Consider the following 26,679-nt stretch of genomic DNA (forward strand, 5'->3'; position numbering starts at 1 on the left):
GGGCCGGGATCTGGCGTGGACGGGGGTGACGCGGGTGGCCGAGCGGCACGGCGAGCTGTGGTTGGCCCGGGTCGCCGCGGCGGCGCTGGCCCTGGGGTTCGGCTTCGGTGGGCTCGTCGGCATCGTCGAGAGCGGACATTCGATCGCCGCCCGGTCGGCGGCGGTGGCCCTGTTGACCGCCCTGGTGGCTCTGCACCTACGCAACTGCGTGCGCCCGCGCGCCGGCAGCGCGCCCGCGGGCTGGAGTTGGACGCTCGCCGTCCAGGCGTTGCTGACCGGCGCCGGCATGGTCTGGTTCGCCGACACCTGGTACGGCAACTCGGGCTTCCTCGCCGCCGCGATGCTGTTGCTGGTGCGCCCGCCGGTGCTCGCCTGGGCCGGCTTCGGCCTCGTCGTGGTCGCGCAGTTCGCCGTCGCTCTGACGGTCCGACCCACGGTCGGCGAGGCGGTCCACCTCGCGGTGGGCCACGCGGCCTTCGTCGGCATCGCGCTCTACGCCGTCGCCCGTCTGGCCGACCTGGTCGCCGATCTGCGCGACGGCCAACTGGCTTTGGCCGCGGCGGAGGTCGCCCGGCAGCGGCTGGAGTTCGGTCGCGAGCTCAACGAGCGGGTCGGCGCCAGCATCCGCCGGCTGATCGCCGACGCCGAAGCGATTCTGGCCCAGCCAACGCCGGACCGGGCCCGGCCTGAGCTGGACGGCGCGCTCGCCACGGCCCGGTCCGCGCTCAACGAGGCCCGTTCCGTCGCGCACGGGCACGGCCGGGATGCCCCGCGCGCCACTCCACCGCGCCTGGCGGCCGACCTCGACACGGCGGGCGTGGCAGCGCTCGGCGCTCTGGCGATCGTCCTGATGATCGTGCCGACCGAGCTGCGGTGGGCCGTGCGGACCGGCCTGTCCGGCGGCGAATGGGCCCTGCTGGCGGCGGCGCTGCTCGGGTTCGTCGGGTGTTACCTGGCGGCGTGCCTGCCACCGCGGGGCGGCAAGCGGCAGCAGCGCTGGTGGCTCCTCCTCGTCGCCGGGGCGCTGGCGGTCGGCCCGCTCGCCGTCCTCGACCTCCCCGTGTGGCACGTGGCGTACTTCCTGCCCGGCCTGTCCCTGGTCCTGCTGCGCGGCGCGCTGCGGTGGCTGGTGAGCGTGCCGCTGATCGGCCTCGACGCCGTTCTCTATCTCTGGGACGCCAACCTCGGCGACCCGACCGTCCTGGGCCAGGTCTACGAGGCGGTGTGGACGGGCGAGCGCGCCGTGCTCGTCCTGGCCCTGGCCAGCATGGCCAGCCTGACGGCCCAGCTGGTGGCCGCGCGGGGGGCGCTCGCGGAGGCGGCACTGGTGCACGAGCGGCTGCGCTTCGCCCGGGACCTCCATGACCTGTTCGGCTACAGCCTGTCGGTCCTCGTGCTCAAGAGCGAGCTCGCGGCGCGGCTGTTCGACCGCGACGCCGGGCGGGCTCGCGCCGAGCTGGCGGCCGGCGTCGAGGTCGCCCGGGAGGCTCTGGCCGAGCTGGAGACACTGGCCGTGGGCTACCGCGCCATGACGGTCGAGGCCGAGGCCCGCACGGTGCGCGCGGTGCTGACCGACGCCGGCATCGAGGTCCAGGGGTCGGTGGCGCCCGGACCGCTCGACGACGAAATCGGCACGGTGCTCTCGACCGTGCTCCGTGAGGGCGTCACCAACCTGTTGCGACACAGCGACGCGCGACGGTGCGAGCTGACCGTCTCGCGCGGTCCGACCGAGGTCCGGCTCCGGCTGACCAACGACGGCGTCGCACCGGCCGCCGGAGTGCCGCGGGGGATGGGTCTCGACAGCCTCACCCGTCGGGTCGCCGCGCTGGGCGGGACGCTGTCCGCGGCCCGGGTCGGCGACGGGTTCCGGCTGGAGGCGACGGTGCCCTTACAGCCAACCCCGATCGGTGGCGATCCGGATCGCGTCGACCCGGTTGCGGGCGTCGAGCCGGGTGATCGCCGACGAGAGGTAGTTGCGCACGGTTCCCACGCTCAGGAATAGCGTCGCGGCGATCTCGTCGGGTCCGGCGCCGGTCGCGGCCAGTCGCAGCACGTCGATCTCCCGGGCCGGGAGCGGGTTCGCCGGCGTCTCCAGCGCGGCCAGGGCGAGCTGAGGATCGACGACGCGTTCACCCGCGACCACCTTGCGGATCGCGTCGACGAGGGTCTGCGGCACGGCGTGCTTGAGCACGAACCCCGCCGCTCCGGCGGCGAGCGCGCGGCGCAGATGATCGGGCCGGGCGAGGCCCGTGAGCACCAGCGCCCGACACTCGGGCAGCGCTTCCCGCAGCTTCACGGCGGCGGAGATGCCGTCCAGGCCCGGCAGGTCGATGTCCAGCAGCGCGACGTCCGGACGCTCGCGGGCGGCGGCCTCGACGATCTCGTCGCCGCGCTCGACGGCGGCCACCACGGTCAGGTCTTCCTCGAGCTCCAGCACCGCCGCCAGGGACTCACGCAGCAGCGGCACGTCTTCGGCGATCATCACGCGGATCATGTGGGTTCCTCATACCGGGTCGCTGAGCGCCGTACTACCGGCCGGTGCCGCTGGATTGGAACTCTATCGGCACAGCCGAACAGCACCGGAAGGAGACAGTGATGCGGCGGATCATCGCCTCGACGTACGCGACGCTCGACGGGTACATCGACAACCCGCACCTGTGGTCGATGGAGTACAACAGTCCGGACGCCCTGCAGTACGCCCTCGATCTCGCGCTCGGCGCCGATGCGCTCTTGCTGGGCCGGGTCACCTACGAGGGCATGGCGCAGGCCTGGCCGACGATGGGCGGCAACCCGTACGGCGATCACGTCAACAGCATCGAGAAGTACGCCGTCTCGTCGACGATGGACGCGCCCGCGGACTGGAACAACTCGTTCGTCATACCCGGCGACCGGCTCGTCGAGAGCGTCACCGAGCTGAAGAACCGGCCCGGCAAGGACATCCTGGTCTGGGGACACGGCCGGCTCACCGACGACCTGGCGGCGCACGGGCTCCTCGACGAGCACCGGATCTGGATCTGCCCCGTCCTCAAGGGCAGCGGCGAGCCGCTGTTCCGGCCCGAGAGCGTCACCCCGCTGGCCCACGCCGACACGACGACGTTCGGGTCGGGCGTCGTGGTGTTGTCGTACCGCCCCGTCACGGCCGCGGCATAGCGTCCGGCGGCGCGGGATCCGTTCCCGTGCCGCCACCCGCGGGCCGGGTTCAGCCGCCGACGCGGACCAGCCGGGCGGAGAGGTGCGGCGACATCTCCTGGCCGACCGCGGCCATGTCCTGCGCGTAGAGCAACGCGCCCTCGACGATGCCGTAGAGCCGGTGGCCGGCGGTCACCTCTTTGGCGGTCGGCGTGCGCAGGACGAGGTCGGTCGCCATCTCGACCCGCGTACCGTCGATCTTGCCGATGTGCATCTCCATGATGCCGGTCGGCGTCGTGATCAGGACCTCCAGCTCGCCGGTGCCCTTGCCGTCGACGATCACCGGTCGCCACCAGCCGACCTCGCGACCGGCCGGCTTCACGGGCAGGTTCTCCTCGTTGATCACCCAGGCCCGCGACTCGTAGTAGAGGAACGGCCGGCCGTCGTGCGTGATCTTGATTTCCTGCCCGTAGTCGAAGTCCTCGATCGTCGGGAAACCACCACGACCACGACCCCGCCAGAGCCCGATGTAGGGCAGCAGCGGCTGCAGCGCCGGGTGCAGATCCGGTCCCTCGCGCAGGTCGTATGTCTCCACGAAGGGATACGGCTCCACCGGCGGGGCGTTGAGCCACGGCGGGGGTGCGATCGGGTTCTCGTCGGTCACCATCTGCCCCTTGCTACGCGTGCTGCCAGATAGACCAGTCCACCGGCCAGCGCGCCGAAACCTGCCACGAGCAGGCTCACGAACCCGATCTCGGTCACCACGCGAACGATCCTATGCTGAGCCGATGGCTCGTACGTTGATCGTCAAGGTCACCGCCGGGGCGGACGCGCCGGAGCGGTGTGCCCAGGCCTTCACCGTCGCCGCCACGGCCGTTGCCGCCGGCGCCGACGTCTCATTGTGGCTGACCGGTGAGTCGTCCTGGTTCGCGCTCCCCGGCCGGGCGGAGACCTTCGACCTGCCCCACTCGGCGCCGCTCGCGGACCTGCTCGCCGCGGTGCTGGCCGCGGGCCGGGTCACCCTCTGCACCCAGTGCGCGGCCCGCCGCTCGATCGGCTCCGACGACGTGCTCCCCGGCGTACGCATCGCCGGGGCGGCGGCCTTCGTCGAAGAGGTGTTGACGGACGGCGCGCAGGCGTTGGTCTACTGATGGACTGGGTGAGCTGGCACTCCGCGTACGCGGACCCCTCGTCGTCGCTGTCCCGTCGCCTGGAGGCGGTGCGGGAGCAGATCCGGCTGTGCCTCTCCGCGGCCCCGTCGGGCTCGTTGCGGGCGGTCAGCATGTGCGCCGGCGACGGTCGCGACCTGCTGGGTGTGCTCGCCTCCCATCCGCGCGCGGCAGACGTCTCGGCCCGGCTGGTCGAGCTGGACCCGACGTTGGCCGCTCGGGCGCGCGCCGCCGCGGCGTCCTTGCCGGCCGAGGTCTCGGTGGTCGAGGGCGACGCTGCGTTCACGTCCGCCTACGCGGGGGCGGTCCCGGCCGACCTGGCCCTCTTCTGCGGCGTCTTCGGCAACATCTCGCCGACGGACATCGCGACCACGATCGCCGCGGTGCCGGAGTTCGTCGCACCCGGCGGCGTCGTCATCTGGACGCGCCACCGCGAGGCGCCGGATCTGGTGCCGCAGATTCTCGAGTGGTTCGCGGACGTGGGGTGTGAGTCGCTCTACGTCTCGCCCAAGGACGCCGGCTTCGGTGTGGGGGCACACCGGTTCGTCGGGACGCCGCGGCCGCTCGTCGCCGGGCGTCGGCTGTTCACGTTCGAACGCTGATCGGCTCTCGGCGCCCTCGCGCGCCGGGCTGGCCTGGTGTTGCGCAGGGCTTTGCTCTGCAGCCAAATACGCAACGCAGGTCCGCCGGGGTGTTGCGCAGGCTTTGCTCTGCAGCCAAATACGCAACGCAGGTCCGCCGGGGTGTTGCGCATATGGCTGCAGAGCAAAGCCCTGCGCAACACGGGCTCCGGGCCCGGGACGCGAAGTGGCCCGCGTCCCGCCCCCAAGGAGGAGGCAGGACGCGGGCCGAGGAGAGCCGGATCAGCCGCGGGCCTTGCGGGGCAGCAGGAAGCCGAGCCCGAACGTCACCGCGGTCAGGGCCAGCGCGATCAGCGTCACCCGCTCCACCCCCACCGACAGGTTGCCGAAGAACACCGTCCCCAGGATCGCGACCCCGAGCGCCGCACCCAGCTGCTGCAGCGACTCCAGGATCCCGGCTGCCGAACCGACCTCGTGGTCGCGGACCTCGCCCATGATGACGTCGAACAGCGGGACGAAGATCATGCCCATGCCGATGCCGTAGAGCAGGAGCGGCGCGAGCATCGAGCGGACGCCGACCGAGTCGAGCTGGAACACCACGTACAGGGCCGCCGTGCCGGCCAGCATCAGCGCCAGTCCGATGTGGAGGATGCGGCGGCCGAGGCGGTGCATCATCGTGCTGCCGAAGCCCGAGCCCAGGAACGCGCCCACCGCCCACGCGGCCATCGTCAGGCTCGCCTTCATCGGGCTGTAGCCGAGCACCAGCTGCAGGAACATGCCCACCGCCAGCGAGAAGCCGGCGATCGCGCCGAAGAAGACGATCACGAACAGCACACCCGAGGCGTACGACCGGCGCGTGAAGACCGCGAGCTCCACCAGCGGGTTCCGGCCCGAGCCGGCCCGGCGGATCTGGCGGACCGCAAAGGCGACGAAGACCGGCACAGCGGCGGCGATCATCAGCAGCGTCCACAGCGGCCAGCCCAGCTCACGGCCCCGGACCAGCGGGAACACCAGCAGCACCATGCCGACGGCGGCGGTCAGGGCGCCGGTGACGTCGAGGCGGCTGCCAGCCTGCGCCCCGGACGAGACCGGCAGCGCGGCCCGGCCGGCCAGCAGAGCGAACAGGCCGAGCGGCAGGTTGATCAGGAACACCATCCGCCAGCCGGTGCCGAAGAAGTCAGCGTCGATCAGGGCGCCGGCCACCACCGGGCCGAGGATCGTGGCGAAACCGATGATCGGGCCGAACGCGCCGAACGCCTTGCCGATCTCCTGCGGCGGGAACAGGTCGCGGATCAACCCGAAGCCCTGCGGGATCATGATGGCGGCGAACAGGCCCTGCACCACGCGGGCGACGATCAGGCTCTCCGGCGACCAGGCCACCGCGCACAACAGCGACGCGGCCACGAAGCCGACCACGCCGACCAGCAGCACCCGCCGCCGGCCGAACATGTCGCCGAGCCGTCCGCCGGTGAGCAGGCCGACCGCGAGCGCCAGCGTGTAGGACGCCGCCACCCACTGCAGGCTCGTGTAGCTCCCGCCCAGCGAGGCCTGGATCGCCGGCGCGCCGACGTTGACCACCGTGGTGTCCAGCAGGTTCATGATCGTTGCGGCAAGGATCGCGAACAGGCCCAGCCAGCGGCGCGACTGGCCGACCCGGGCGGGCGCAGAGACGGCGGCAGGCGCCGCGGGGGACTCGAGAACGGCAGTGCTCACGACAACCTCCGGAGAAGCGGACCGGAATGAACTGTTCCGCTTCTGACTGTAGCAGAGCGGAACGATCCGTTCCAGAGGCGAGCCGGGAAAACAGAACAGAACTTTTCGTTCCGCAACCGTGCTAGCCTTGGGCGTCATGACGACCGTGCCGATGAGCGGCCGCCGCGCCCAGGCCGCCCGCAACGACGAGGTGATCCTCGACGCCGCCCGCGACGTCTTCGTCGCCGATCCGGGCGCGCCCATCGCCGCCGTGGCGCAGAAGGCGGGTGTCGGGATCAGCGCGCTCTACCGGCGCTACCCGAGCAAGGAGGAGCTGCTCTCCAAGCTCTGCCTCGACGGCCTGCTGGTCTACGTCGGCATCGCTGAGCAGGCCAACGCCGAGCTCGACGCCGGCGCCGACCCGGCGGAGACCTTCACGACCTTCATGCGCCGCATCGTCGACGCCGACACCCACTCGCTGACCCAGCGACTCGCCGGCACGTTCCACCCGACGCAGGAGCACAACCGCAACGCCGTCCGCGCCGGCGAGCTCAACCAGCACCTCGTCGACCGCCTGCTCGAGGCCGAGGTGGTCCGTCCCGACCTGGCCGTCGCCGACCTCGGCCTGGTCTTCGAGATGATCGCGGCGATCCGGTTCGGCGACGACGAACGCCGTGGCCAGCTGCGCCACCGCTACCTGGCCCTGCTGCTCGCCGGCCTCCTCCTGCCGGAGGCGAGCCCGCTGCCCGGCCCCGCACCGTATCCGGGCGAGTTCGCCGGCCGCTGGATCAAGACGCCCTAGCCGGGCGCACTATTATTCGAAGGTGTCGGATACCTCGCTTGCTGAAGTTCTCCGGGCGCGCGGGCTGCGGCTGACCGCGCAGCGACAGCTCGTCCTGGAAGCCGTCTACGAGCTGGGCCACGCGACACCCGAGCAGGTGCACAACGCGGTCCGCGAGACGGCCGCCGGTGTGAACATCACCACCATCTACCGCACGTTGGAACTGCTCGAAGACCTCGGGCTGGTTACCCATACGCACCTCTCGCACGGGTCACCGACGTACCACGCCGCCGGTGGTCATCAGCACGTCCACCTGGTGTGCCGGTCGTGCGGCGAGGTGACCGAGATCGACCCGTCGGTGCTCCAGCCGCTCGTTGACCAGTTGGCCGATGAGCGCGGGTTCCGGGTCGACGTCGGGCACGTGGCGTTGTTCGGCGACTGCGGTCGATGTGAGGAGCAGGGGCAGGGATGATCGACGCACCCGGTGCGGTCGCCGTCGAGGCGATCGACGAGGAGAGCCCGGACGGCGGGGTGGCCGCGCACTACGGCGACCCGACCCGTGAGCAGCGCCTGCTGGAAGGCGACGTCGGCCTGGTCGACCGGTCCAACCGCGGCGTGATCGCGGTGCCGGGCGAGGAACGCGCCTCCTGGCTGCACACGCTGACCACCCAGCACCTCGCCGCGCTCGCCGCCGGCCAGGGCAGCGAGCTGCTCGTGCTCTCGCCGCACGGGCACGTCGAGCAGCACGCGATGGTCGCCGAGGACGGCGAGACCACGTGGCTCGACACCGAGCCGGGCGCGACCGCGGGTCTCCTCAAATACCTCGAGATGATGCGGTTCTTCACCAAGGTCGACCCGCGCGACGCCACCGCCGACTACGCCATGTTGTCCCTGGTGGGCCCCAACGCCGTCACCGCCGCCGCCAAGCTCGACGGCAGCCTGGCCGACCTGCGCGCCCCGGACGCCCTCGCGGTCCCCGGCGCCAAGTTCACCAAGGGCGACGCCCCGGACCGCCCGACCACGGTGTACGACGTCCGCCCGCTCCAGGACGGCGGCTGGGCCCGCCGCACCGCGCTCGGCGTCGACGTCCTCGTCCCGCGCGACCGGTTCGCCGGGGCCGTCAAAACCCTGCTGGACGCTGGCATCGCCCCGGCCGGCCTCTGGGCCTACGAGGCGATCCGGGTCGCGGCCCGCCTGCCCCGGCTCGGCTGGGAGACCGACCACCGCACGATCCCGGCGGAGGTCGACCTCATCGGGCCGGCCGTGCACCTCGACAAGGGCTGCTACCGCGGCCAGGAGACGGTCGCCCGGGTGCACCACCTCGGCAAGCCCCCGCGCCGGCTGGTGCTGCTGCACCTCGACGGCGTGACGACCGACCAGCCGCCGGCCCGTGGCACGGAGGTGACGGTCGACGGCCGCACGGTCGGCTTCGTCGGCACCGCCGTCCGCCACCACGAGCTCGGCCCGGTCGCGCTGGCCGTGCTCAAGCGCAACGTCCCCGACGACGCGACCCTGCGCATCGGCGAGTCCACGGCGGCGATCGACCCCGCGTAAGGCCCGCGCTTAGGATCGCCCCATGACAACAACGACGTTGATCACGGTGGCGCCGACGGGGGCCGAGTCGGCCAAGTCCGACGTGCCCGCCCTGCCGGTCACGCTCGACGAGCTGGTGGTGACCGCGAAGGAGTGCGCCGCCCTGGGCGCGTCGGTGATCCACGTGCACATCCGCGACGGGCAGGCCGAGCCGACGCTCGACCTGGGCCGCCTGCGCGAGACCGTGGTCGCGCTCCGCGAGTCGACCGACCTGGTCGTCCAGCTCTCCAGCGGCGGGGCGGTCACCGACCCCGAGGCCGACCGGCTGCGCGTGCTCGACGCCGCCCCCGACATGGCCTCCTGCACGATGGGCACGGTCAACTTCGGTAACGACGTCTTCCTCAACCGCTGGGAGTTCGTCGTCGAGCTGCACACCCGCATGCAGGAGCGCGGGATCGTCCCCGAGTACGAGATCTTCGACCTCGGCCACCTCGCCGCCCTGGAGCGGCTGCTGGCCAAGCACGGTCTGCCGGCCGGCGGGCACGTGCACGTCGACTTCGTGATGGGCGTGCCGGGCGGCATGCCGGGCACCACGGCGGCCCTGGTCGCCTGCGTCAACGAGCTGCGCAACCTGCCGGCGGGCACCACGTTCTCGGCCACCGGCATCGGCCGCACCACGATCCCGGTCATGCTCGCGTCGCTGTCGGCCGGCGGTCACCTGCGGGTCGGCATGGAAGACACCGTCACCTACGCCAAGGGCCGGCCGGTCGAGTCCAACATGCAGCTCGTGGCCCGCGCGGTCGGTTTCGCGCAGCTGGCCCAGCGCCCGCCGATGACCCCGCTCGACGCCCGTGAGCTGCTCGGGCTGGAGACCAACCGCTGATGGGCAAGTTCTACGAAGGCGGCGTACGCCTGGTCGAGGTGATCCGATCCGGCTTCCCGGAGGGTTACCACCACGGTTCCGCGGTGGTGCTCGACCCGGCCGGCCGCACGGTCGCCGCCACCGGTGACGTCGAGTCGCCGATGTTCCCGCGGTCGTCCAACAAGCCGATGCAGGCGGTCGGCATGCTGCGCGCGGGGCTGCGCCTGACCGACCCGGCCGATCTCGCGCTGGTCTGCGCCAGCCACTGGGGTCAGGACTTCCACGTCGCCCGGGCCCGGGCGATGCTGCGCTCGGCCGGGCTCGACGAGTCAGCGCTGCGCTGCCCGCCCGACATGCCGCTGGACCCGGCCGCCGCGGCCGACGTGATCCGGGCCGGTGGCGGGCCGGAGCGGATCCAGATGAACTGCTCCGGCAAGCACACCGGGATGCTGCTGACCTGCGTGGCGGCCGGCTGGCCGACGGAGGGCTACCTGCAGCCCGAGCACCCGCTGCAGCGGGCGATCACTGCCGCGGTGGCCGACGTCGCGGGCGAGGAGATCGTGGCCACGGCCGTCGACGGCTGCGGCGCGCCGCTGCTGGGCATGTCGCTGACCGGGTTGGCCCGGGCGTTCGGGCGGATGGTGGAGAGCGACGCCGAGCGGCCGGTCGCGGATCTGCCGCGCGACCACCAGCGGGCGGTCGCCGACGCCATGCGGGCCCATCCCGAGCTCGTGTCCGGCCGGAGGACGACCGAACATCAGCTGATGACCGCCGTACCCGGGATGCTGGTCAAGGCCGGCGCCGAAGGCGTCATGGCGGTCGCCGTGCCGGGCGCCGGCGCGGTCGCGATCAAGATGGACGACGGCGCCCACCGCGGCAACCGGCCGGTGCTGGTGTCCGCGCTGCGCCGCATCGGTGTGACCGGTGAGGCGCTCGAGCAGGCCGCCGAGGTGCCCGTGCTGGGCGGTGGCGAACCGGTCGGAGAGCTCAAGAGCCTCTGGTAGGTCGGTTTCGCGACATTGTGGCACTGCTAACTCCCGTTAGCGTTTCGCTTGCAGGAGCTAGCAAGCGGAGCTAACGTCGTCCGCATGCCCTCGAAGGATCTGCCCCGCGACGTGGGGGCGTTCATCCGCGATCTGCGCCGCAACGCGCAGATCTCGCTCCGCCAGCTCGCCGAGCAGGCCGGCGTCAGCAACCCCTACCTGAGCCAGGTCGAGCGCGGGCTGCGCAAGCCCAGCGCCGAGGTGTTGCAGCAGCTCGCCAACGCCCTGCGGGTGTCGACGCCGGTGATGTACCTGCGGGCCGGCCTGCTCGAGGAGAAGGAAGGCCACGGCGTGCTCACCGCCATCGCCGCCGACTCCGACCTGACGATCGCCCAGAAGCAGTCGCTCAGCCAGATCTACGAGACGTTCCGCCGCGAGAACGCGCGGCACGCCGAGGCGGAGGCGGAGTCGGCCAAGCAGGCCGAAGCCGCGAGCGAGGCGGCCGCCCAGGCCGCGCGTGCCGCCGACGCCGCCGCGGCCGCGGCCGGTCGAGCCGCCGGTGGGCCCACGCAGGCCCCGACCGGCTGGCCCGGCGACGCAGAAGCCACCCCAACACCGGCGGCGGAGACCGCCAAGCCGGTGGTCAAGAAGACGGCCAAGAAGGCCGTGAAGAAGGCGGCGCCGAGGGCCGCCGAGGAGGAGAACTGATGTCCCAGCCGAAGACGACCCGTATCCCGGCTCCGTTGTACGCGGCCGCCGGCGCCGGGGAGATGGCCTACCGCCAGCTGCTCAAGCTGCCGACGTACGCCAACGACCTGAGCGACAAGGCCGCCAACAACGGCGCGGAGCTGCGCCAGCAGGTGATCACCACGACCACCGAGCTGCGGGACCGGGCCAGCAAGGCCTACCGGCAGGCCAACGAGCGCGCGGTCAAGCTGCGCCGCGAGGACCTCGACGTCGACCGCCTGCGTGACCTGGCCATGCGCAACGCCGGCCAGTTCATCGTCACCGCGCAGGACCTGCAGGACCGGGCGATCAAGTTCTACGGCGATCTCGTCGCGCGCGGCGAGAAGGTCGTCGGCACCGGCATCGTGGAGGCCGCCGACACCGTGCAGGCCGACATGAACGAGACCGAGAAGCCGATCGCGCCGAAGGCGGAGAGCAACGGCCACGGCAGCCTGGGCGCCGCCGAGACCAAGCAGGTCGCCAAGAAGACGGCCGCCAGCAACAACAGCAACACCGCGCCGAAGAAGACCGCCGCCAAGTAAGCGGCACGTCGGAAAAGGGGACCGACCGGATCTGGTCGGTCCCCTTTCGCGTACGCGCTGCTTCAGTCGACGATCCGGACCCGTACCCGCCGGTTCGCCTTGCCCTTGCTCTCGACCTTGACCACCTGGACGCGGCCGATCTGCCGGGTCGAGGCGACGTGGGTGCCGCCGTCGGCCTGCACGTCGAGGCCCACGATGTCGACGATGCGGATCTCCTGCTCGTCGGCCGGGATCAGGTTGGACTGCGTGCGGATGATGTCCGGCAGTGCCAGCGCCTCGTCGCGGGGCAGCACCTTGACCGCCACCGCCCGGTCCGCGGTCACCTCGGTGTTGACCAGCTCTTCGAGCCTGGCCTTGAAGTCCTGCGGTACGACCGGCAGGTTGAAGTCCATCCGCGCCTCGCCGGGCTCCATGTTGCCGCCGGTCACGAGCGCCCCGAAGTCGCGGAACACGACGCCGCAGAGCACGTGCAGGCCGGAGTGGGTGCGCATCAGCATGGTCCGGCGGTCGTCCTCGACGGCGCCGGTGACCGCGGTGCCGACCGGTGGCAGCGGGTCGCCCTCGGCGGGGAGCAGGTAGAGGTCGTCACCCTTGTGCGTGCCGACGATCCGGGTCTGCGTGCCCTGCCAGAGCAGCGTGCCGTGGTCCGGCGGCTGGCCGCCGCCACCCGGGTAGAAGGCCGAGCGGTCCAGGACGATGCCGTCGTCGGGCGACGAGTGCAGCACCGTGCACTCCCACTCGCGCAGCGTCGGGTCGATCAGGTCGAGACGGTGTGTGCGGCCATGCTCGGAAACGCCCATGACCGGGCAGACTACTCCGGCGCGTTGAGGAAGCCGGAGATGCGGGCGCGCAGGTCGGTGCGGTCGGTCCAGACCACCCCGGGCCGGTCGTAGACGTGCAGCGTCGCGTTCGGCAGCGCCTGCGCCAGCCGTTCCGCGACCGCGACCGGGTGCACCTCGTCGCCGGCGCAGGCGATCACCAGGGCGCGGGCGGTGACGCTGTGCAGCGGGGTGAGGTCGGCGACCGGGTGGCGGTCGGCCAGCGAGGCCAGGTCGCCGGCGAGCCCGTCGCGCATGAGCTGGTCGATCCGCTGCCGCAGGTAGGCCCAGACGGCCGGGGTGCCGCGCAGCGTCGGCGGGAACTCGACCGAGATCGCGTCGGCGACCGCGGCGACGTCGCCGGCCTCGATGGCGGTGGCCAGGGCGGCGAGGCGAGCCTTGACGGCGGCCGGGCGCGGCAGGTCGAGCACCGCGGGCAGGAAGAAGACGAGCCGTTCGAACCGGTCGGGGTTGTCGGCGACGAGCCGGGTCAGCGCGCCGGCGCCGAGGCTGATCCCCACCGCGCGGGTCGCCCCGGACAGGTCGGCGACGGCGCGCAGGTCACGGGCCAGATCGGCGTACGACCAGGGTCCGGGTGGTGAGTCGGAGCGGCCGTGGCCGCGGAACTGGAAGAACACCTTGCGACCGTCGACCGCGCTGCCCATCGGGCGCGTCACCGCGATGCCACTCGCCAGGCCGTGCGCGAACACGGTCGTCGGGGTGCCGGTGCCGGTGATCAGGCGCTCGAGTCTGACGCCGTGCGGCGTGGTGACCAGCTCCGTTTCCGGCTCGGGCAGCGTGGGGCGCCCGCTGCGCGGGGCGCTCGGGCCGGGTCCGTAGGTCCGCGGGCCACCGTCGGGGGGTGGAGGCCAGCGGAAATCCCTCACCAGAAGCCTTTGCCGTCAGTCAGGTCCTTGAGCCCGACACGCACGTCGAGCAGGTAGACGAGGGCCGCTCCGATGCCGATCAGCCGGAAGAGGCTGAACGTGCCGAACGACGGCAGCAGGGAGAGGAGGAGGCAGATGCCCAGGATCGCCAGCCAGCCACCCTTGGGCAGGGACCCGATCGCCGGGAACGCGTCGGTGCGCTGGGTGAGGCAGTGCACGAAGGCGACGCCGATCAACACCAGCGAAAGAACCATGATCAATATGCCGACGCCGCTCAGGACATCGTCGTAGAAGATTGGCGCGCTCGTGGGCATGGAGACAAGAGTACTTCCGCGCCACCGTTCCGGGAGCCGGAGCCGGGCGTGCGCATTCCGGGGATCTGGGGGACCGGGCGGCCGGTCGGCGGCGCGTCGGTCCTCCGCCGCGGTGGGTTGTCCGCAGGCTTTGCTCTGCAGCCACATACGCAACGGAGGTGCGCCGAGGTGTTGCGTATGTGGCTGCAGAGCAAGGACGTCAGGGCTGCTCGAAAGCTCCGGCTTGGGGCGCGGCGCGTCAGTCAGTGGGGCTGGGCCGGCCATGACGGCTCAGGCGCGGCGCGGTGGCGGCCTCGGCTCGCGGTGGCGCGTCGCCGGGCCGGCGGCTCAGTGCTCCGGGATGTAGCGCCAGGGCGGGTCACTGCCGGGGGCGTCGTCGGCCACGTAGGTCTCGGTGACCTTGACGTCGCCGTCGGGGCCGGTCCAGCGCCATTCGTGGGTCAGGGGGCTGGGCGGCAGGCCGTCGGTGATCGGTACCTCGACCTGGGTGCCGTCCTGCGGCCCGCCGATCACCGGAATCCACGAGTTCGCCATGCCCAGATCATCGCGCGGGCGGTTGGCGGGCGGGCGTGAATCGCGCTATCCGGCCGCCGGGTCGGGAAGCAGCGCCGCCAGCTTCTTCGGCGCCATGATGCGGTAGCTCTCGGTCAGCAGCTCCGCCACCTCAGCCCAGTCGGTGCGCGGGCCGAACACCAGGCCGACCACGTTGTGCCCCCAGTCGGCCTTGAAATAAGGAGGCTCGCCGACCGAGAAGGCGCCGACCTCGTCGTCGGGCGCCCGGAAGGTCATCACGACCAGGTGGCTGGTGGCCCCGACCGCCCGCGCGTAGGCCGGCCGCCGCTCCGGGTCGACCGTGAGCACGTGGGCGATGGTGCGCTTGCGGACCCGCCACCGGACGCCGACCCAGGCATCCTCCTCGTAGGTCTCGGGCAGCGCGAGACAGATCCGGCTCAGCCGGTCAAGGATGGCGGGCGGCACGTCGCCGGGCTCGGACACGGAAAGACCGTAGCGCCGGGGTCCGACACTTCCGTAGCCTTCGGCCCATGCCCCAGGTGACCCTGCGCCCGGCAACCGACGCGGACGCCGACGCCATCGCCGACATCTGGCGAAGCGGCTGGGCCGACGGCCACCTCGGCAACGTCCCCGACGCGCTGGTCGCGATCCGGACGCCCGAGTCCTTCCGGTCCCGGACGGTCGACGGCCTCCCGCACACGACGGTCGCCGTGGTCGGTGAGGCGGTGGCCGGCTTCGTGATGGTGGTCGAGGACGAGGTCGAGCAGGTGTACGTGTCATCCGCCCACCGCGGCTCCGGCGTCGCCGCTGTCTTGCTGGCGGAGGCCGAGCGTCTGGTGGCGGCAGAGGGCTACGGCGAGGCCTGGCTGGCGGTAGCCCCCGGCAACGCCCGAGCCCGCCACTTCTACGAACGCAGCGGCTGGTCGGACGCGGGCCTCTTCGACTACCCAGCCCAAACAGCCGACGGCCCACTCCCGGTCCCCTGCCATCGCTACGTGAAGCCGGTCGCCTAACAACGAAGCGCCCCGCACCTCCGAAGAGATGCGGGGCGCCGAACTCGCCGAGATCACTGCGAGTTTGCGGTGACCTTCCACTTGGTCGTGATTGCCCGGCCCTGGCAACTGTCAGGGGCAGTGCCATCGAGCCAAACCGCGTCCAGCACGCGAATGGTTGCAGTGCCGTCCTTCGGGATCGAGATGCTGCCAGTGCTGCCGCCCGAGCCGTTGTCGATAACGATCGGTTCAGCCAGGTTCAGGGCTTCCGCGCAAGTCGTCCCTCCGCCGATGGAGAGAAGAGTGTTGACGACGTCGGCGCTAGTGACCGTCACGCCAACCTCGTTCTCATTCGTCACCGGGATGATGATGCTTGCCTTGTGGTTGTCGCCCGACCACAGCTGAGTTTCCTCGTTGGCGTAGTCGATGGTCACCGTCCCGACGGTCAGCGGCTCCATCTGGGCTGCGGCGCCTTCGACTGGGCCGGTGGTGAAGAAATCGCTGAACGCGTAAGCGACACCGCCTGCGGCGAAGACGCCGGCGGCGGCGAGGGTGGCAGCGAGGACTCGCTTCGAACGCTTCTGCAAGGGAGGTCTCCTAGTGCGTGCCGGCGTCCGGGCCGGCGAAACTTCATGGCGGGTGTCGCGGACAAACCAGGTGTTTTCGACCGGCTGCGGCGACGTAGGAAACTCTGCCCCAAGGCGGCGAGATTGCGGCATAGAGAACACGGTTTGTGGTTGTTCGCCGACAAGAGATCGCAATGCGCGGACCGGATGACCCCGAATAGGTGACCCCTTTGGAACGCGACAAATGCTCGTCGTGAGCACGCCTATTGGTCATGAATAAAGCGTCCCCGAGCATCGGAACGATTTTGCAAAACCCCAGGTCAGGTGCCTCGGCGAGTCGGCTTGGCACGTGTGCTAGCGCCACGTTTTCGCAGTTCAGAGCCTATCTACAGCGCGCCGAACCAACACGAAACGGGCTTAACGGGCATATCGGGTCACTCTAAGGAGTTAAGCCGTCAGGCTTTACCTGGGCTATTTCAGCACAACAAAGGTCGGACATTTGCTTGCTTGAGGTTAATGAGGGATCTCGGCAAAGTTGTCGTCGGGCGCCGGACCCGCCTCCACCGGGCCGGCGCCGACATAAAGAGCAACGCTTTCGCCCGTACCTTTGAAAGGGATTCCGCCATGCGCACGTTCACCAAGCGGACCGCATCCGTCGCCATCGCCGCCGCCGTCATCCTGGGGGCGTCGAGTGCCGCTTGGGCGTGGTGGGAGTTCAGCGGCCGGGCCACCGTCGAGGCCTCGGCCGCATCGATCAAGCCGATCGAGGTCGACACGCGGGACGTCAACGGCCTCTACCCGGGTGCGGAGAAGGACCTGCGGGTCGAGATCTACAACCCGAACCCGTTCCCGGTCGTTATCACTGAGGCCGAGGCGACCGTCCGCACCGAGGCCGGACCCCGCTGCGGTGACGCGATCACCGTGGAGCTCCCGGACCGTCCCGTCCGGGTCGAGCCTGGCCGCAAGTCCTACACCCTCGACGACGCCGTGCGGATGGACGAGAGCGTGACGCGCTGCCAGGGCGCCGACTTCAGGGTGGTCATTTTCTATCGAGGCCAGAACGCGGCCTGATCGACGTCGGCGGGTGGCGTGGCTGGTTCGGCCACGCCGCCCGCCGAGCCAGAAAAGAACGTAGGAGCGTCCATGCGCAACATGTCCCAGCGCGCCGCCGTCATCACGCTGGTCGCCGTCATCGTGGCCGGCATCGCCAGCGTGGCGTGGGCGGCCTGGTCGGTCACGGGCCAGGGCACGGCGACGCTGTCCGCGGCCGAGGTGACCGCCCTGCAGGCGACGGCCCGGCCGACCGGGAGCCTCTTCCCGGGCGGCACGGCGGACATCGAGGTCAGCGTGACCAACCCGAACGAGTTCGCCGTCGAGGTGCAGTCGTTCGCGCAGGACCCGCAGATCGTCGTCGACCAGGCGCACGCCCAGGCCGGTTGCACGGCCGGCAACGTGCGGCTCAAGGCCACGAAGAAGCCGATCGCCAAGCGGGTCGAGGCCGACGGCGGCCGCCAGACGTTCGTGGTCGAGGACGCGGTCGAGATGGTCTACAACGCGCCGGAAGCCTGCCAGGGCGCGTCCTTCGAGATCACCCTCGCCCTCGCCGGCGTGGGCCTGCCGGACTCGGCATGACGCCAACGGTGCGCGCCCGTCAGCCGCGCGATCCCGGTTCGATCCCGATCCGGATGCCCTACCTCCACCGTCCGGATCATCGGTGCAGTCATGAAGGTGAACAAGTGAAGAAACTGATTGCCACCTCTCCCGCCGTGCTTGGTGGGATCGCGGCCGTGGCCGTTGTGGCGGGTGCCGGCGCGGCGCTCGCCGCCTGGCGTGTGCAGAGCGACGAGGTCGTTCTGACCGCGGAGACCGCCACGCTCTCGCCCGGCAACAAGCCCGCCGTCACCGCCGACGGCAACCTGGTCACCGTTTCCTGGAAGCCGAACTCGTTCGGTGAGCGCAAGGTCGACAGCTACCGCATCCAGCGCTACGACCTGGCCGGCGCCGTGCAGCAGCCGCGGGGCAGCTGCGAGGAGAACGTGGCCAAGGAGTCCTGCACCGACTCGGGCGTGCCGACCGGCTCGTGGCGCTACACGGTCGTGCCGGTCAAGGGCGGCTGGACCGGGCCGGAGAGCGCCAAGAGCGACGCGGTGATCGTGGCCGAGGACGGTAAGGCGACGGTGATCCCCGACCCGGTGGCCGACAAGACGCAAGGCCCGGCGGCCGGTCCCGCGGTGGTCAAGCTGGGCGACCCGGCCGACGCCGCGCCACCCGCGCCCGGCGCGCCGCCCAAGTGGACGCTGCAGCCCGGCGGCGACGGGGTGCTCGGCACCGACGACACGCTGACCTACGTGGGTGGGGACCCGATCGACCCCAAGACCATCATCGAGGGCTGGGACGGCGGCAAGCGCCCGGTCATCGTGCAGGCCACGGCCGGCGACCCGGCGGTGCTGACCGTCGACGACGGCAGCGTCCGGGTCTTCGGCCCCCTCGCGGTGCCGGCGGCGACGGTACCTGCCGACGTGGCATATACCGCCACCCTGGCCGCGATCAACGGCCGGATCGTCGTCACCCTGGGCGCCGTCAAGGTTCCGCCCAGGCAGGAAGCAGCGCCGACCACGCCGCCCACCGCGGACGCCGACACCCCACCCGCGACGCCCGAGGCGACCGCGCCGGGCCCCGACCCGGATCCGGACCCGACGACCGCTCCGGCCACGCCCGACGACACGCCGAGCGCCACCGAGTCGACCGGCGGCGACCAGCCGGCCAGCACCGACGAGACCCCGGCCGAGGGACAGCCGGAGACGCCGGCGACCGACCCGGCGGCCTCCGACACGCCGCCGGCCGCCGAGGTGACGCCGTCGACGGCCGGTGAGACCAGCGAGCCCGCCGTGGTGCTCGTCGCCGCGACATGAGCGAGGCGGCCGGTGAAGAACCGACGACCCGGGAACTCACCGGCCGTAACCTGGCGCCCGCTCCGTCCGGTGTACCAAACGTGCAGTTCACCCCGAAAAAGGTCCTCGCGCTGATCCTCGGGCTCGGCCTGCCCATCGTGGTCTCGGTCGGCTGGGCGCTCGGCCAGCGCGGGGTCACCGGCACCCCGCCCGGCGGGTCGGGCGCGATGGGCGCGGCACCGCACGAGCAGGTGCCCTCGCCGGCCGCGCAGTACGACGTCTACAACGAACCGCCGGTGATCGTGCCGATGGCCAGCGCCTCGGCCGCCGCCACACCGACCCCGGAGCCGGAGGCGCCCCGGACGACCGCCGACCCGCGGCCGCACCCGACGACGCCGCCGACCGTGCTTCCCGAGGACCAGACGCCGAGCCCGGAGCCCAGCCCGAGCGACCCGGAGCCCACCCCGGAGGAGCCGAGCACCGAGACGGACGGATAAAACCGGGCAAACCACCCACTCGTACGGTCGACCGCCCGTACGGTCATGGTCATGGGCCTGGTCTTGGCGATCGTTTCGGCGATCTGCTACGGCTCGGCGTCGGTGTTCCAGGCGATGGCCGCCCGCCGGGCGCCGAGCTCCGACACCGTCGACGCGCGGTCGCTCGTCCGGGTCTTCGCCCAGTGGCCCTATCTGCTCGGCCTCGCCCTCGACGGCGCCGGCTTCGTGGCCCAGTTCATCGCCCTGCGCAGCCTCCCGATCTTCGTCGTCCAGGCCGCGCTCGCCGCCAGCCTCGCGGTGACCGCCGTGATCGCCATCCCGATCCTCAAGCTGCGGCTCGGCCCGGTGCAGTGGTTCGCGGTCGCCGGCGTCTGCGTCGGTCTCGCCCTGCTCGGCATCTCGGCCGGCCACGAGAACGCCGACCGGCCCGGCTGGACGTTCCGGATCGGCCTGGCCATCGCCGTACCCGTGCTGGCCCTGCTGGGTCTGGCCGCCCTCAAGCTCAAGGATCCGGTGCGGGCGGCGACCCTCGGTCTGGTCGGTGGCCTGTTCTTCGGCGTGGTGGCGCTGGCCGCGCGGTCGATCTCGGACGTCGACTTCGTCGACTGGTTCAGCGGCCCGGAGATCTACACGCTGGTCGTCGCGGGCGGTCTGGCGTTCGTCTTCTACACGATCGGCCTGCAGCGGGCCTCGGTCACCACCGTGACCGCCGGCCTGGTGATCGGCGAGACCGTGCTGCCGTCGGTGGTCGGCGTGGTCGCGCTCGGCGACAGCACGCGGCGCGGCTTCATCCCGGTCGCGGTGGTCGGCTTCGCCCTGGCGGTGGCGGCGAGCCTGATGCTGGCCAGGTACGGCAGCCTCGAGGAGTCGGAACCCGCGGCCGAGTCGCCGGGCACGCCCGAGCTGCAGACCGACTAGATCGGCCGGTCGGCGATCCGGCGGGCGCCCAAGGGTCGGTGCACGCCCGGCGAGACGTGATAGGCGTCCGCGCCCGGTGCGGCGGTGACCGCCTCGACGAGGTCGGTGCCGACGTAGTGCAGGCCCGTCGCGTCATCGGTCGCATAGCCGGGCGGCAGCGTGCCGTCGTCGACGAGCCGCTGGAAGAGCACGCGGCGCGGCTGGTCGGTCGCGTCGTGGTGGACGCTGTTGCTGTAGGGGAGGAAGGCCAGCGCGTCGGTGACCGGGTCGAGGTCGTCGGAGAACGAGTCGGTGGTGCCGCCGACGTGCCAGCAGATGCTGCCCGCGCTGCCGCCGCCGAGCACGACGCCGGCCTCCCAGCACTCGCGCATGATCTCGTCGAGCCGGTGCGCCCGCCAGACCGCCAGCAGGTTGACCACGCTGCCGCCGCTGACCCAGATCAGGTCGCGGGACAGCAGGAAGGACCGCACGTCGCGGACATTGGGCTGCGGGAACAGCTGGAGATGGCTGGCCTCGGCGTCGTCCGCGCCGGCCAGCACCGCGTAGAGGCTCGCGATGGCGGCCGGGTCGTCGCCGACCGCGGTGGTGACGAAGCAGACCTTGGCCTTGGGCACGTCGGCCAGCGAGATCGCGTGGTCGAGCAACGCGCTGCGCCGGCCGGGCGGTGTGCCCGCCGGCCGGGCGGTCGGTGAGACGGCGAAGATCTGCGGCGGACGCGGCACGGTCGTGATCATCTCAGAAATGGCCAACCGGCGGGGCAGACGACGCCCACCCCCGTAAGCGTCGCCCGCTCTCCGCCGGTTTCAGGTGGCCCGGCCGTCCCCCAACGGCGGGCCACCACCCCCAACGCGTTCGCTCGTCGCCTGGCCTCGCGGCCTGCGGCTCCCCCAAGAACCCCTCGAGCGTGGCGCCAACAAGAACGGTAGTTCTCGACGATCTCGGTAAACAAGCGAGTTCGCATGTCTCGCCGATCACATCGGTCCTTACCGCTCAGTAGCCGGCGGCGTGGGAAAGAGATGCGTGAATGCCTGAAGGTTCGCGGTGGACTCCCCGCGCTTGACCCGCCACTCCCACTCGCGCCGGATCGCCGTGCCGAAGCCGATTTCCAGCATGGTGTCGAACGAGTCGTCGGCGTAGGTGAGCACCGAGCCGAGCAGCCGGTCGAGCTCGTCCTCGGTGATGCCGGCCAGCCCGACGCGGCCTGTCAGGTAGACGTCACCGACCTGGTCGATGGAGAACGCCACGCCGTACATCCGGGCGTTGCGCTGGAGCAGCCAGGCCCACAGCTCCTCGCGCCGCTCGTCGGGCTGGCGCATCACGAACGCCTCGACCCGTAAGGAGTGCTCGCCGACGATCAGGTTGCAGGTCGTCTTGAGTTTGTGGGTGCCCGGCAGCGTCACCACGTAGGCCAGGTCGCCGGTCGACTCGACGGCCAGCTCGCGTTCGGCGCAGACCCGCTCGATCAGCGCCGCGACCTCGGCCGGGGAGGGCCCGCTCACCACGCGGCCAGCGCGGCCGCCTCGCCGGCGAGCCGGGCGGTCAGCCGCTCCCGATGCTCCGTCACCGCACCACCGTAAACCGCCAGCAGCCCGCTCGCCGTGCGCGACCAGGAGAACTCGCTGGCGTGCGCGACCGCGCCGGCGGACAGCTGCGTCCGGCGGCGGGGCGCGGTCAGCAGACCGCCGAGCGCGCGGGCCCAGTCGTCGGGGTCGTGCCCGTCGACCAGCAGGCCGCTGATGTCGTCGCGGACGGCGGTGACCAGGCCGCCGACCGCGGCCGCGACCACGGGGGTGCCGCAGGCCTGGGCCTCGAGCGCGACCAGGCCGAAGGACTCGTTGTAGGACGGCACCGCGACGAGGTCGGCGGCCCGGTAGACGTCGGCGAGGTCGCTGCCGGTCTGCGGCGGCAGGAAGCGCACCGCGTGGCTGATGCCGAGCGAGGCGGCGAGCTCGATGAGCGCGGTGGGCCGGTCCAGGCCGGTGCCGCTGGGCCCGCCGACGATCACCACGGTCAGGTCGCGGGCGGTCTCGGGGTCGCGGGCGTGCAGCGCGGCGGCCGCGGCGAGCAGCACGTCGGGCGCCTTGAGCGGCTGGATCCGGCCGACGAAGGCGACGATGTGGCCGCGCTCGGGCAGCCCCAGCCGGCGGCGCGCGGCGAGCTGGTCGCCGGGCGTGAAGCGGTCGAGGTCGACGCCGGGCTCGACGACGCTGACCAGGTCGGGGTCGGCGCCGTACCGGTCGATCAGGTCGCGGGCCTCGAAGGTCGTGTTGGCCACCAGCCGGTCGGCCTCGGCGACCACCTGCTCCTCACCGACCACCCGGGCCAGCGGCTCGGGCCGGTCACCGGAGGCGAGCTGGGCGTTCTTGACCTTGGCCAGGGTGTGCGCGGAGTGCACCAGCGGCACGCCCCAGCGCTCGCGGGCCAGCCACCCGACCTGCCCGGAGATCCAGTAGTGCGAGTGCACCAGGTCGTAGTAGCCGGGCGCGTGGGCCGCCTCGGCGCGCAGCACCCCGGTCGCGAACGCGCACATCTGCGCCGGCAGGTCCTCCTTGGCCAGCCCCTCGAACGGGCCGGAGATGACGTGCCGGACGAGCACGCCGGGCGACATCTCGACGGTGTGCGGCAGGTCGCTGGAGGTGGCCCGGGTGAAGATCTCGGTCTCGACGCCGGCTTCGGCGAGGCGGCGGGCGACCTCCGTCACGTAGACGTTCATCCCGCCCGCGTCGCCCGTGCCGGGCTGGTCGAGCGGCGACGTGTGGACGGAAAGCGTGGCGATGCGTCGGGGGAGCGGCCAGGGCTGGGGTCCTCGCTGCCGGACGACGCCATTCGGCGCCTGCACCAGATCTGCTCCTTCCGCGCGGGCCCTCATTGCCGGGCGCCCATATACAAACCTTTCCCCCTGGCGTCATCTTCCCTACCCGCGCCGAGCTACGCCTACCGGGTGGTGCGCAGACGTGACGGACTTCATCCGCGAGTGAGGCGCGCCACGCGATGCGAGAGGATTGCCGGCATGCCGATCGCGATCGTCACCGGCGCGTCCAGCGGAATCGGGGCTGCCAGCGCCCGCCGCCTGGCCGCCGAAGGGTTCACCGTCGTCGTCGCCGCGCGCCGGGCCGATCGGCTCGACGAGCTTGTGACAGAAATCACCGACGCCGGCGGGGCCGCGGTCGCCGTGCCGTGCGACGTCACCTCCGACGAGTCGGTCGCGGAACTCGCCGAGGCGGTGGCCGACCTGGCCGAGCCGGTCACCCTGCTCGTCAACAACGCCGGCGGCGCCCTGGGCCTCGACCCCGTCGAGAAGGGCTCGGTCGCCGACTGGCAGTGGATGTACGAGGTCAACGTGCTCGGCACCCTGCGGGTCACCAAGGCCCTGCTGCCGCAGCTGGAGGCGTCCGAGGCCGGCACGATCGTGATGGTCAGCTCGACGGCCGGCTTCATCGTCTACGAGGGCGGTGGCGGCTACAGCGCGGCCAAGCACGGCATGACCGCGCTGACCGGCACGCTGCGGCTCGAGCTGGCGGGGCGGCCGGTCCGGGTGATCGAGGTCGACCCCGGCATGGTGCGCACCGACGAGTTCGCCAAGGTCCGGTTCCGCGGCGACGAGGCCCGTGCGGCCGCCGTCTACGAGGGTGTCGAGATGCCGTTGACCGCCGACGACGTGGCCGACTGCATCGCCTGGTGCGCGACCCGGCCGCAGCACGTCAACGTGGACCGCTTGGTGGTCCGCCCGCTGGCCCAGGCCGCGCAGCACAAGGTCGCCAAAGGCCCCATCGGGAGGCAGAGCTGAGCAGTCGGCCCCGGGGCATGGTCACCAGGGGAACGACCAACCCCAATCGGCTGCGCCGGATCGACAACTGGATCGCGGCGTACGCGGCCGCGCTGCTCCGGGACGCCGCCGATCCGCTGGTGGTCGACCTCGGCTACGGCGCCACCCCGGTGACCGCGGTCGAGCTACGCGCCCGGCTGTCCCGCGTGCGGCCCGACGTCCGGGTGGTCGGCCTGGAGATCGACCCCGAGCGCGTCGCCGCCGCCGCGCCGGCCGCCGACCCGCCGGGTCTCACGTTCGCCCGGGGCGGCTTCGAGCTGGCCGGCCTGCGCCCAGTGGTGGTGCGGGCGCTCAACGTCCTGCGCCAGTACGACGAGGCCGAGGTCGCCCCCGCCTGGGCCACGATGACGGGCGCGCTGGCGCCGGACGGGATCGTGGTCGAGGGCACCTGCGACGAGCTGGGCCGGCTGGCCGCCTGGGTCTGCCTCGACCGGGCCGGCCCGCGCTCGCTCACGCTGGCCGCCCGGCTCTCCACGCTGGACACCCCCGGCACGCTGGCCGAGCGGCTGCCCAAGGCGCTGATCCACCACAACGTGCCGGGGGAGCCGGTGCACGACCTGCTGCGGGCGCTGGACGACGGTTGGCGGGACGCGGCCCCGTACGCCACCTTCGGCGCGCGGCAGCGCTGGCGGCGCGCGGTGGCGGCGGTGAAGAAGGCGGGCTGGCCGGTGCTGGACCGCCCGGCCCGCTGGCGGCTCGGCGAGGTGACCGTCGCCTGGGAATCGGTCGTCCCGACAAAATTGTCCTAACCGGACACGCCACCTAAATCGCCTAAGCCTCGTTGGGCCGTTCGACAACGACCCATCACACAGACGGGGAGGACAGGCTGTGCGTAAACGGCTGTCCCTCATTCTCGCCGCTTTCGCGCTCCTGGTGCCGGCGATCGCCCTGACCAGCGTGGCCGCGCAGGCCGCGCCGTCCGCCGCCTACGCGGCACCGTCGCCGTGCCCGGACGGCTCGGTGCGGCAGGACTACTACTGCGAGCCGACCGACACTCCGACGACCCCGCCGGTCGAGGAGCCCGCGCCGGAGCCGACGCCGACGCTGCCGCAGACCGGTGCGGGCGCCGGCACCATGGCCGGGATCGGCGGCGGCGTGCTGCTGCTCGGCGCGGTCATCGCGGTGTGGGCCACGCTCTCCCGCCGCCGCCACCGTTTCGAGGCCTGACCACATCACCCCCAGCCCGGTGCGTACCCGGGGGTCCAGTGGGGGTAACCGAAGAAGGCCCGCGCGCCGGAAACGCCGCGGGCCTTCTTCCTTGCCCGCCCGTTAGGAACGGTCCGTTGCAATCGGAAACCGATTGCAACGGACCGTTCCTAACGCAGGGTGCAGTTGACCAGGACCGGTTCCGGGTGGAGGGTCACGCCGAACCGGTCGTGCACGCCGTCGCGGATCTCCCGGGCCAGGTCGAGCAGCGCGGCGGTGCTGCCCTCACCGCGGTTGGTCAGCGCCAGCGTGTGCTTGCCGGAGATGGCGACCCCGCCGCGGCCGCCGTAGCCCTTGGTGAAGCCGGCCTTTTCGATCAGCCAGGCGGCGCTGACCTTGACGTGCCCGCCCGGGCCCGGCCAGGACGGCGGCTCGCCGATGCCGGCGGCCCGGCTGCGCAGGAACTCGGCGGCGGCCGCGTCGAGCACCGGGTTGGTGAAGAACGAGCCGACCGACCACGTGTCGTGGTCGACGGGGTCGAGCACCATCCCCTTGCCGGCGCGTAGGGCCCGCACCGCCGCCCGGGCCTCGGCCAGCGGCACCCGGTCGCCCGTCTCCACCGCCAGCGCCTTGGCGAGCTCGGCGTAGCGGACCGGCGCCGAGCGCGGGTCGCGGGCCAGCCGGAAGTCGACCGAGAGCACCACCCAGCGGTCGCTGTGCTTGAACAGGCTCGCGCGGTAGGCGAACCGGCACTCGACCGGCGCCATCCGGCGGACGGTGTCGTCGACCCGGTCGTAGACCTCGACGGCCACGATCGTCTCGGCGACCTCCTGGCCGTAGGCGCCGACGTTCTGGATCGGGGTCGCGCCGGCCGAGCCCGGGATGCCGGAGAGGCACTCGACGCCCGACCAGCCGGCGTCGACGGCGGTGGCGACGAACTCGTCCCAGGGCTCGCCCGCGGCGACCCGGACCACCACGTGGGCGGCGTCGGAGTCGACGACCTCGACGCCGCGGGAGCGGACCAGGATCACCGGGCCGGGTACGCCGTCGTCGGCGACCACGACGTTGCTGCCCCCGGCCAGGATCATGGCGGGTACGCCGGCGCGCGCGGCTGTGCGTACCATTTGCACGATTTGGTCGGAACTCTCCGCCGTTTGCACCTGACCCGCGGGGCCGCCCAGCCGCAGCGTGGTGAACTCCGCCAACGCCCGGGGCGCGAGCGGGTCGGCGGCGGTCGGGGGGTCGGCGCTAACGTCTGACACGCTGTTAACCCTAGGCTGAGAGGCTCCGGCATCTGTGGCGACGGTCCGGCC

At 72.1% G+C, this 26,679-nt stretch carries 33 protein-coding genes and 1 pseudogene; 20 read left to right on the forward strand and 14 right to left on the reverse strand.

The genetic code is table 11. The features are described 5' to 3' along the window. Positions 1 to 34 precede the first annotated feature (34 nt). Positions 35 to 2,002: a histidine kinase gene (locus O7635_RS11900; protein WP_278080473.1), complete on the forward strand. Its 1,968-nt coding sequence runs from the start codon at positions 35 to 37 to the stop codon at positions 2,000 to 2,002. On the opposite strand, the gene O7635_RS11905 is transcribed toward O7635_RS11900, so the two are convergent. Beyond that, entirely contained in the window at positions 1,889 to 2,494 is a 606-nt protein-coding gene (locus tag O7635_RS11905) for a response regulator transcription factor (protein WP_278080474.1), read from the reverse strand. The two genes, O7635_RS11900 and O7635_RS11905, sit on opposite strands and share 114 nt — an antisense overlap. A 101-nt stretch (positions 2,495 to 2,595) precedes the next feature. Between O7635_RS11905 and O7635_RS11910 the strand changes: the two genes are divergently transcribed. Next, positions 2,596 to 3,150 carry a dihydrofolate reductase family protein gene (locus O7635_RS11910; protein ID WP_278080475.1) on the forward strand — a complete coding sequence of 185 codons (555 nt, stop codon included), beginning with the start codon at positions 2,596 to 2,598 and terminating at the stop codon, positions 3,148 to 3,150. Between the two features lie 49 nt (positions 3,151 to 3,199). Here the strand turns inward: O7635_RS11910 and O7635_RS11915 are convergent, their stop codons facing one another. Together O7635_RS11915 and mtfM are read right to left on the reverse strand one after the other, a co-directional pair. Further along, positions 3,200 to 3,793, reverse strand: a complete 594-nt coding sequence (locus tag O7635_RS11915) for an FABP family protein (RefSeq protein WP_278085452.1) — start codon at positions 3,791 to 3,793, stop codon at positions 3,200 to 3,202. Further along, the gene (mtfM, locus tag O7635_RS11920) at positions 3,790 to 3,894 is read right to left on the reverse strand and encodes a small membrane protein MtfM (RefSeq protein ID WP_275408206.1); all 105 of its coding nucleotides are present in this window, start codon (positions 3,892 to 3,894) and stop codon (positions 3,790 to 3,792) included. Before mtfM ends, O7635_RS11915 begins: the two co-directional genes overlap by 4 nt. A 23-nt stretch (positions 3,895 to 3,917) precedes the next feature. On the opposite strand from mtfM, the gene O7635_RS11925 reads away from it, so the two are divergent. Beyond that, positions 3,918 to 4,280 (forward strand): DsrE family protein, encoded by a 363-nt coding sequence (locus O7635_RS11925; RefSeq protein WP_278080476.1) that lies wholly within the window; start codon positions 3,918 to 3,920, stop codon positions 4,278 to 4,280. Next, positions 4,280 to 4,900 carry an SAM-dependent methyltransferase gene (locus O7635_RS11930; RefSeq protein WP_278080477.1) on the forward strand — a complete coding sequence of 207 codons (621 nt, stop codon included), beginning with the start codon at positions 4,280 to 4,282 and terminating at the stop codon, positions 4,898 to 4,900. Before O7635_RS11925 ends, O7635_RS11930 begins: the two co-directional genes overlap by 1 nt. A gap of 261 nt (positions 4,901 to 5,161) precedes the next feature. Here the strand turns inward: O7635_RS11930 and O7635_RS11935 are convergent, their stop codons facing one another. Continuing rightward, the gene (locus O7635_RS11935) at positions 5,162 to 6,592 is read right to left on the reverse strand and encodes a DHA2 family efflux MFS transporter permease subunit (protein WP_278080478.1); all 1,431 of its coding nucleotides are present in this window, start codon (positions 6,590 to 6,592) and stop codon (positions 5,162 to 5,164) included. A gap of 136 nt (positions 6,593 to 6,728) precedes the next feature. Between O7635_RS11935 and O7635_RS11940 the strand changes: the two genes are divergently transcribed. The 7 genes from O7635_RS11940 (at position 6,729) to O7635_RS11970 (ending at position 11,998) form a co-directional block, all read left to right on the forward strand. After that, positions 6,729 to 7,373, forward strand: coding sequence for a TetR/AcrR family transcriptional regulator (locus tag O7635_RS11940; protein WP_278080479.1), 645 nt, complete (start codon positions 6,729 to 6,731; stop codon positions 7,371 to 7,373). Positions 7,374 to 7,395: 22 nt separating this feature from the next. Then, positions 7,396 to 7,824, forward strand: coding sequence for a Fur family transcriptional regulator (locus tag O7635_RS11945; RefSeq protein ID WP_278080480.1), 429 nt, complete (start codon positions 7,396 to 7,398; stop codon positions 7,822 to 7,824). Then, positions 7,821 to 8,906, forward strand: coding sequence for a folate-binding protein (locus O7635_RS11950; protein ID WP_278080481.1), 1,086 nt, complete (start codon positions 7,821 to 7,823; stop codon positions 8,904 to 8,906). The genes O7635_RS11945 and O7635_RS11950 overlap by 4 nt, the downstream gene beginning before the upstream one ends. Positions 8,907 to 8,928: 22 nt before the next feature. Continuing rightward, a complete protein-coding gene (locus O7635_RS11955; protein WP_278080482.1) occupies positions 8,929 to 9,768 on the forward strand; it encodes a 3-keto-5-aminohexanoate cleavage protein in 840 nt (279 codons plus the stop codon). After that, on the forward strand, positions 9,768 to 10,751 hold the full coding sequence (locus O7635_RS11960; RefSeq protein ID WP_278080483.1) for an asparaginase: 984 nt from the start codon (positions 9,768 to 9,770) through the stop codon (positions 10,749 to 10,751). Before O7635_RS11955 ends, O7635_RS11960 begins: the two co-directional genes overlap by 1 nt. 84 nt (positions 10,752 to 10,835) lie before the next feature. Further along, positions 10,836 to 11,438 carry a helix-turn-helix transcriptional regulator gene (locus tag O7635_RS11965; protein ID WP_278080484.1) on the forward strand — a complete coding sequence of 201 codons (603 nt, stop codon included), beginning with the start codon at positions 10,836 to 10,838 and terminating at the stop codon, positions 11,436 to 11,438. Next, positions 11,438 to 11,998 (forward strand): hypothetical protein, encoded by a 561-nt coding sequence (locus tag O7635_RS11970; protein WP_278080485.1) that lies wholly within the window; start codon positions 11,438 to 11,440, stop codon positions 11,996 to 11,998. Before O7635_RS11965 ends, O7635_RS11970 begins: the two co-directional genes overlap by 1 nt. A 62-nt stretch (positions 11,999 to 12,060) precedes the next feature. Here O7635_RS11970 and O7635_RS11975 read toward each other — a convergent pair whose 3' ends face one another. The 5 genes from O7635_RS11975 to O7635_RS11995 form a co-directional block, all read right to left on the reverse strand. After that, positions 12,061 to 12,798, reverse strand: coding sequence for an alanyl-tRNA editing protein (locus tag O7635_RS11975; RefSeq protein ID WP_278080486.1), 738 nt, complete (start codon positions 12,796 to 12,798; stop codon positions 12,061 to 12,063). Between the two features lie 11 nt (positions 12,799 to 12,809). Beyond that, entirely contained in the window at positions 12,810 to 13,703 is an 894-nt protein-coding gene (locus O7635_RS11980) for an alpha/beta hydrolase (protein WP_278080487.1), read from the reverse strand. Then, complete coding sequence (locus O7635_RS11985) at positions 13,700 to 14,017, reverse strand: DUF2516 family protein (RefSeq protein WP_278080488.1); 318 nt, start codon at positions 14,015 to 14,017, stop codon at positions 13,700 to 13,702. The genes O7635_RS11980 and O7635_RS11985 overlap by 4 nt, the downstream gene beginning before the upstream one ends. A gap of 327 nt (positions 14,018 to 14,344) precedes the next feature. Continuing rightward, positions 14,345 to 14,551 (reverse strand): hypothetical protein, encoded by a 207-nt coding sequence (locus O7635_RS11990; protein WP_278080489.1) that lies wholly within the window; start codon positions 14,549 to 14,551, stop codon positions 14,345 to 14,347. A 45-nt stretch (positions 14,552 to 14,596) separates the two neighbouring features. Then, positions 14,597 to 15,013: an MmcQ/YjbR family DNA-binding protein gene (locus tag O7635_RS11995; protein WP_278080490.1), complete on the reverse strand. Its 417-nt coding sequence runs from the start codon at positions 15,011 to 15,013 to the stop codon at positions 14,597 to 14,599. 47 nt (positions 15,014 to 15,060) lie between these two features. On the opposite strand from O7635_RS11995, the gene O7635_RS12000 reads away from it, so the two are divergent. Further along, positions 15,061 to 15,543 carry a GNAT family N-acetyltransferase gene (locus O7635_RS12000; RefSeq protein WP_278080491.1) on the forward strand — a complete coding sequence of 161 codons (483 nt, stop codon included), beginning with the start codon at positions 15,061 to 15,063 and terminating at the stop codon, positions 15,541 to 15,543. Positions 15,544 to 15,596: 53 nt separating this feature from the next. Here the strand turns inward: O7635_RS12000 and O7635_RS12005 are convergent, their stop codons facing one another. Then, positions 15,597 to 16,109 carry a hypothetical protein gene (locus tag O7635_RS12005; RefSeq protein WP_278080492.1) on the reverse strand — a complete coding sequence of 171 codons (513 nt, stop codon included), beginning with the start codon at positions 16,107 to 16,109 and terminating at the stop codon, positions 15,597 to 15,599. Positions 16,110 to 16,712: 603 nt separating this feature from the next. Between O7635_RS12005 and O7635_RS12010 the strand changes: the two genes are divergently transcribed. The 5 genes from O7635_RS12010 (at position 16,713) to O7635_RS12030 (ending at position 20,394) form a co-directional block, all read left to right on the forward strand. Further along, a complete protein-coding gene (locus O7635_RS12010) occupies positions 16,713 to 17,159 on the forward strand; it encodes a hypothetical protein (RefSeq protein WP_278080493.1) in 447 nt (148 codons plus the stop codon). A gap of 72 nt (positions 17,160 to 17,231) precedes the next feature. After that, positions 17,232 to 17,720, forward strand: a complete 489-nt coding sequence (locus O7635_RS12015) for a hypothetical protein (protein ID WP_278080494.1) — start codon at positions 17,232 to 17,234, stop codon at positions 17,718 to 17,720. A gap of 104 nt (positions 17,721 to 17,824) precedes the next feature. Then, a complete protein-coding gene (locus tag O7635_RS12020; protein ID WP_278080495.1) occupies positions 17,825 to 19,000 on the forward strand; it encodes a hypothetical protein in 1,176 nt (391 codons plus the stop codon). An 80-nt stretch (positions 19,001 to 19,080) separates the two neighbouring features. After that, positions 19,081 to 19,476, forward strand: a complete 396-nt coding sequence (locus O7635_RS12025) for a hypothetical protein (RefSeq protein ID WP_278080496.1) — start codon at positions 19,081 to 19,083, stop codon at positions 19,474 to 19,476. A 51-nt stretch (positions 19,477 to 19,527) separates the two neighbouring features. Beyond that, positions 19,528 to 20,394 carry a hypothetical protein gene (locus tag O7635_RS12030; protein ID WP_278080497.1) on the forward strand — a complete coding sequence of 289 codons (867 nt, stop codon included), beginning with the start codon at positions 19,528 to 19,530 and terminating at the stop codon, positions 20,392 to 20,394. Here O7635_RS12030 and O7635_RS12035 read toward each other — a convergent pair. The 3 genes and pseudogenes from O7635_RS12035 to mshA all read right to left on the reverse strand — a co-directional run bounded on the left by O7635_RS12035 (position 20,391) and on the right by mshA (position 23,303). Beyond that, positions 20,391 to 21,128, reverse strand: coding sequence for a peptidase E (locus tag O7635_RS12035; RefSeq protein WP_278080498.1), 738 nt, complete (start codon positions 21,126 to 21,128; stop codon positions 20,391 to 20,393). The genes O7635_RS12030 and O7635_RS12035 overlap by 4 nt on opposite strands. A gap of 249 nt (positions 21,129 to 21,377) precedes the next feature. Then, entirely contained in the window at positions 21,378 to 21,893 is a 516-nt protein-coding gene (locus tag O7635_RS12040; RefSeq protein ID WP_278080499.1) for a YbjN domain-containing protein, read from the reverse strand. Continuing rightward, positions 21,890 to 23,303, reverse strand: a pseudogene (gene mshA, locus O7635_RS12045) (D-inositol-3-phosphate glycosyltransferase). Before mshA ends, O7635_RS12040 begins: the two are co-directional and overlap by 4 nt. A 101-nt stretch (positions 23,304 to 23,404) precedes the next feature. On the opposite strand from mshA, the gene O7635_RS12050 reads away from it, so the two are divergent. From O7635_RS12050 to O7635_RS12060, 3 genes are all read left to right on the forward strand, one after another. Next, positions 23,405 to 24,181: an SDR family NAD(P)-dependent oxidoreductase gene (locus O7635_RS12050; protein ID WP_278080501.1), complete on the forward strand. Its 777-nt coding sequence runs from the start codon at positions 23,405 to 23,407 to the stop codon at positions 24,179 to 24,181. A 17-nt stretch (positions 24,182 to 24,198) separates the two neighbouring features. Next, entirely contained in the window at positions 24,199 to 24,969 is a 771-nt protein-coding gene (locus O7635_RS12055; protein ID WP_278080502.1) for a class I SAM-dependent methyltransferase, read from the forward strand. 79 nt (positions 24,970 to 25,048) lie between these two features. Continuing rightward, positions 25,049 to 25,387, forward strand: a complete 339-nt coding sequence (locus O7635_RS12060) for an LPXTG cell wall anchor domain-containing protein (protein WP_278080503.1) — start codon at positions 25,049 to 25,051, stop codon at positions 25,385 to 25,387. A gap of 149 nt (positions 25,388 to 25,536) precedes the next feature. Here O7635_RS12060 and O7635_RS12065 read toward each other — a convergent pair whose 3' ends face one another. Next, positions 25,537 to 26,628: a UDP-N-acetylmuramate dehydrogenase gene (locus O7635_RS12065; protein WP_278080504.1), complete on the reverse strand. Its 1,092-nt coding sequence runs from the start codon at positions 26,626 to 26,628 to the stop codon at positions 25,537 to 25,539. Positions 26,629 to 26,679 lie beyond the last annotated feature (51 nt).

The sequence above is a fragment of the Asanoa sp. WMMD1127 genome (genome assembly GCF_029626225.1).
Lineage (GTDB): Bacteria > Actinomycetota > Actinomycetes > Mycobacteriales > Micromonosporaceae > Asanoa.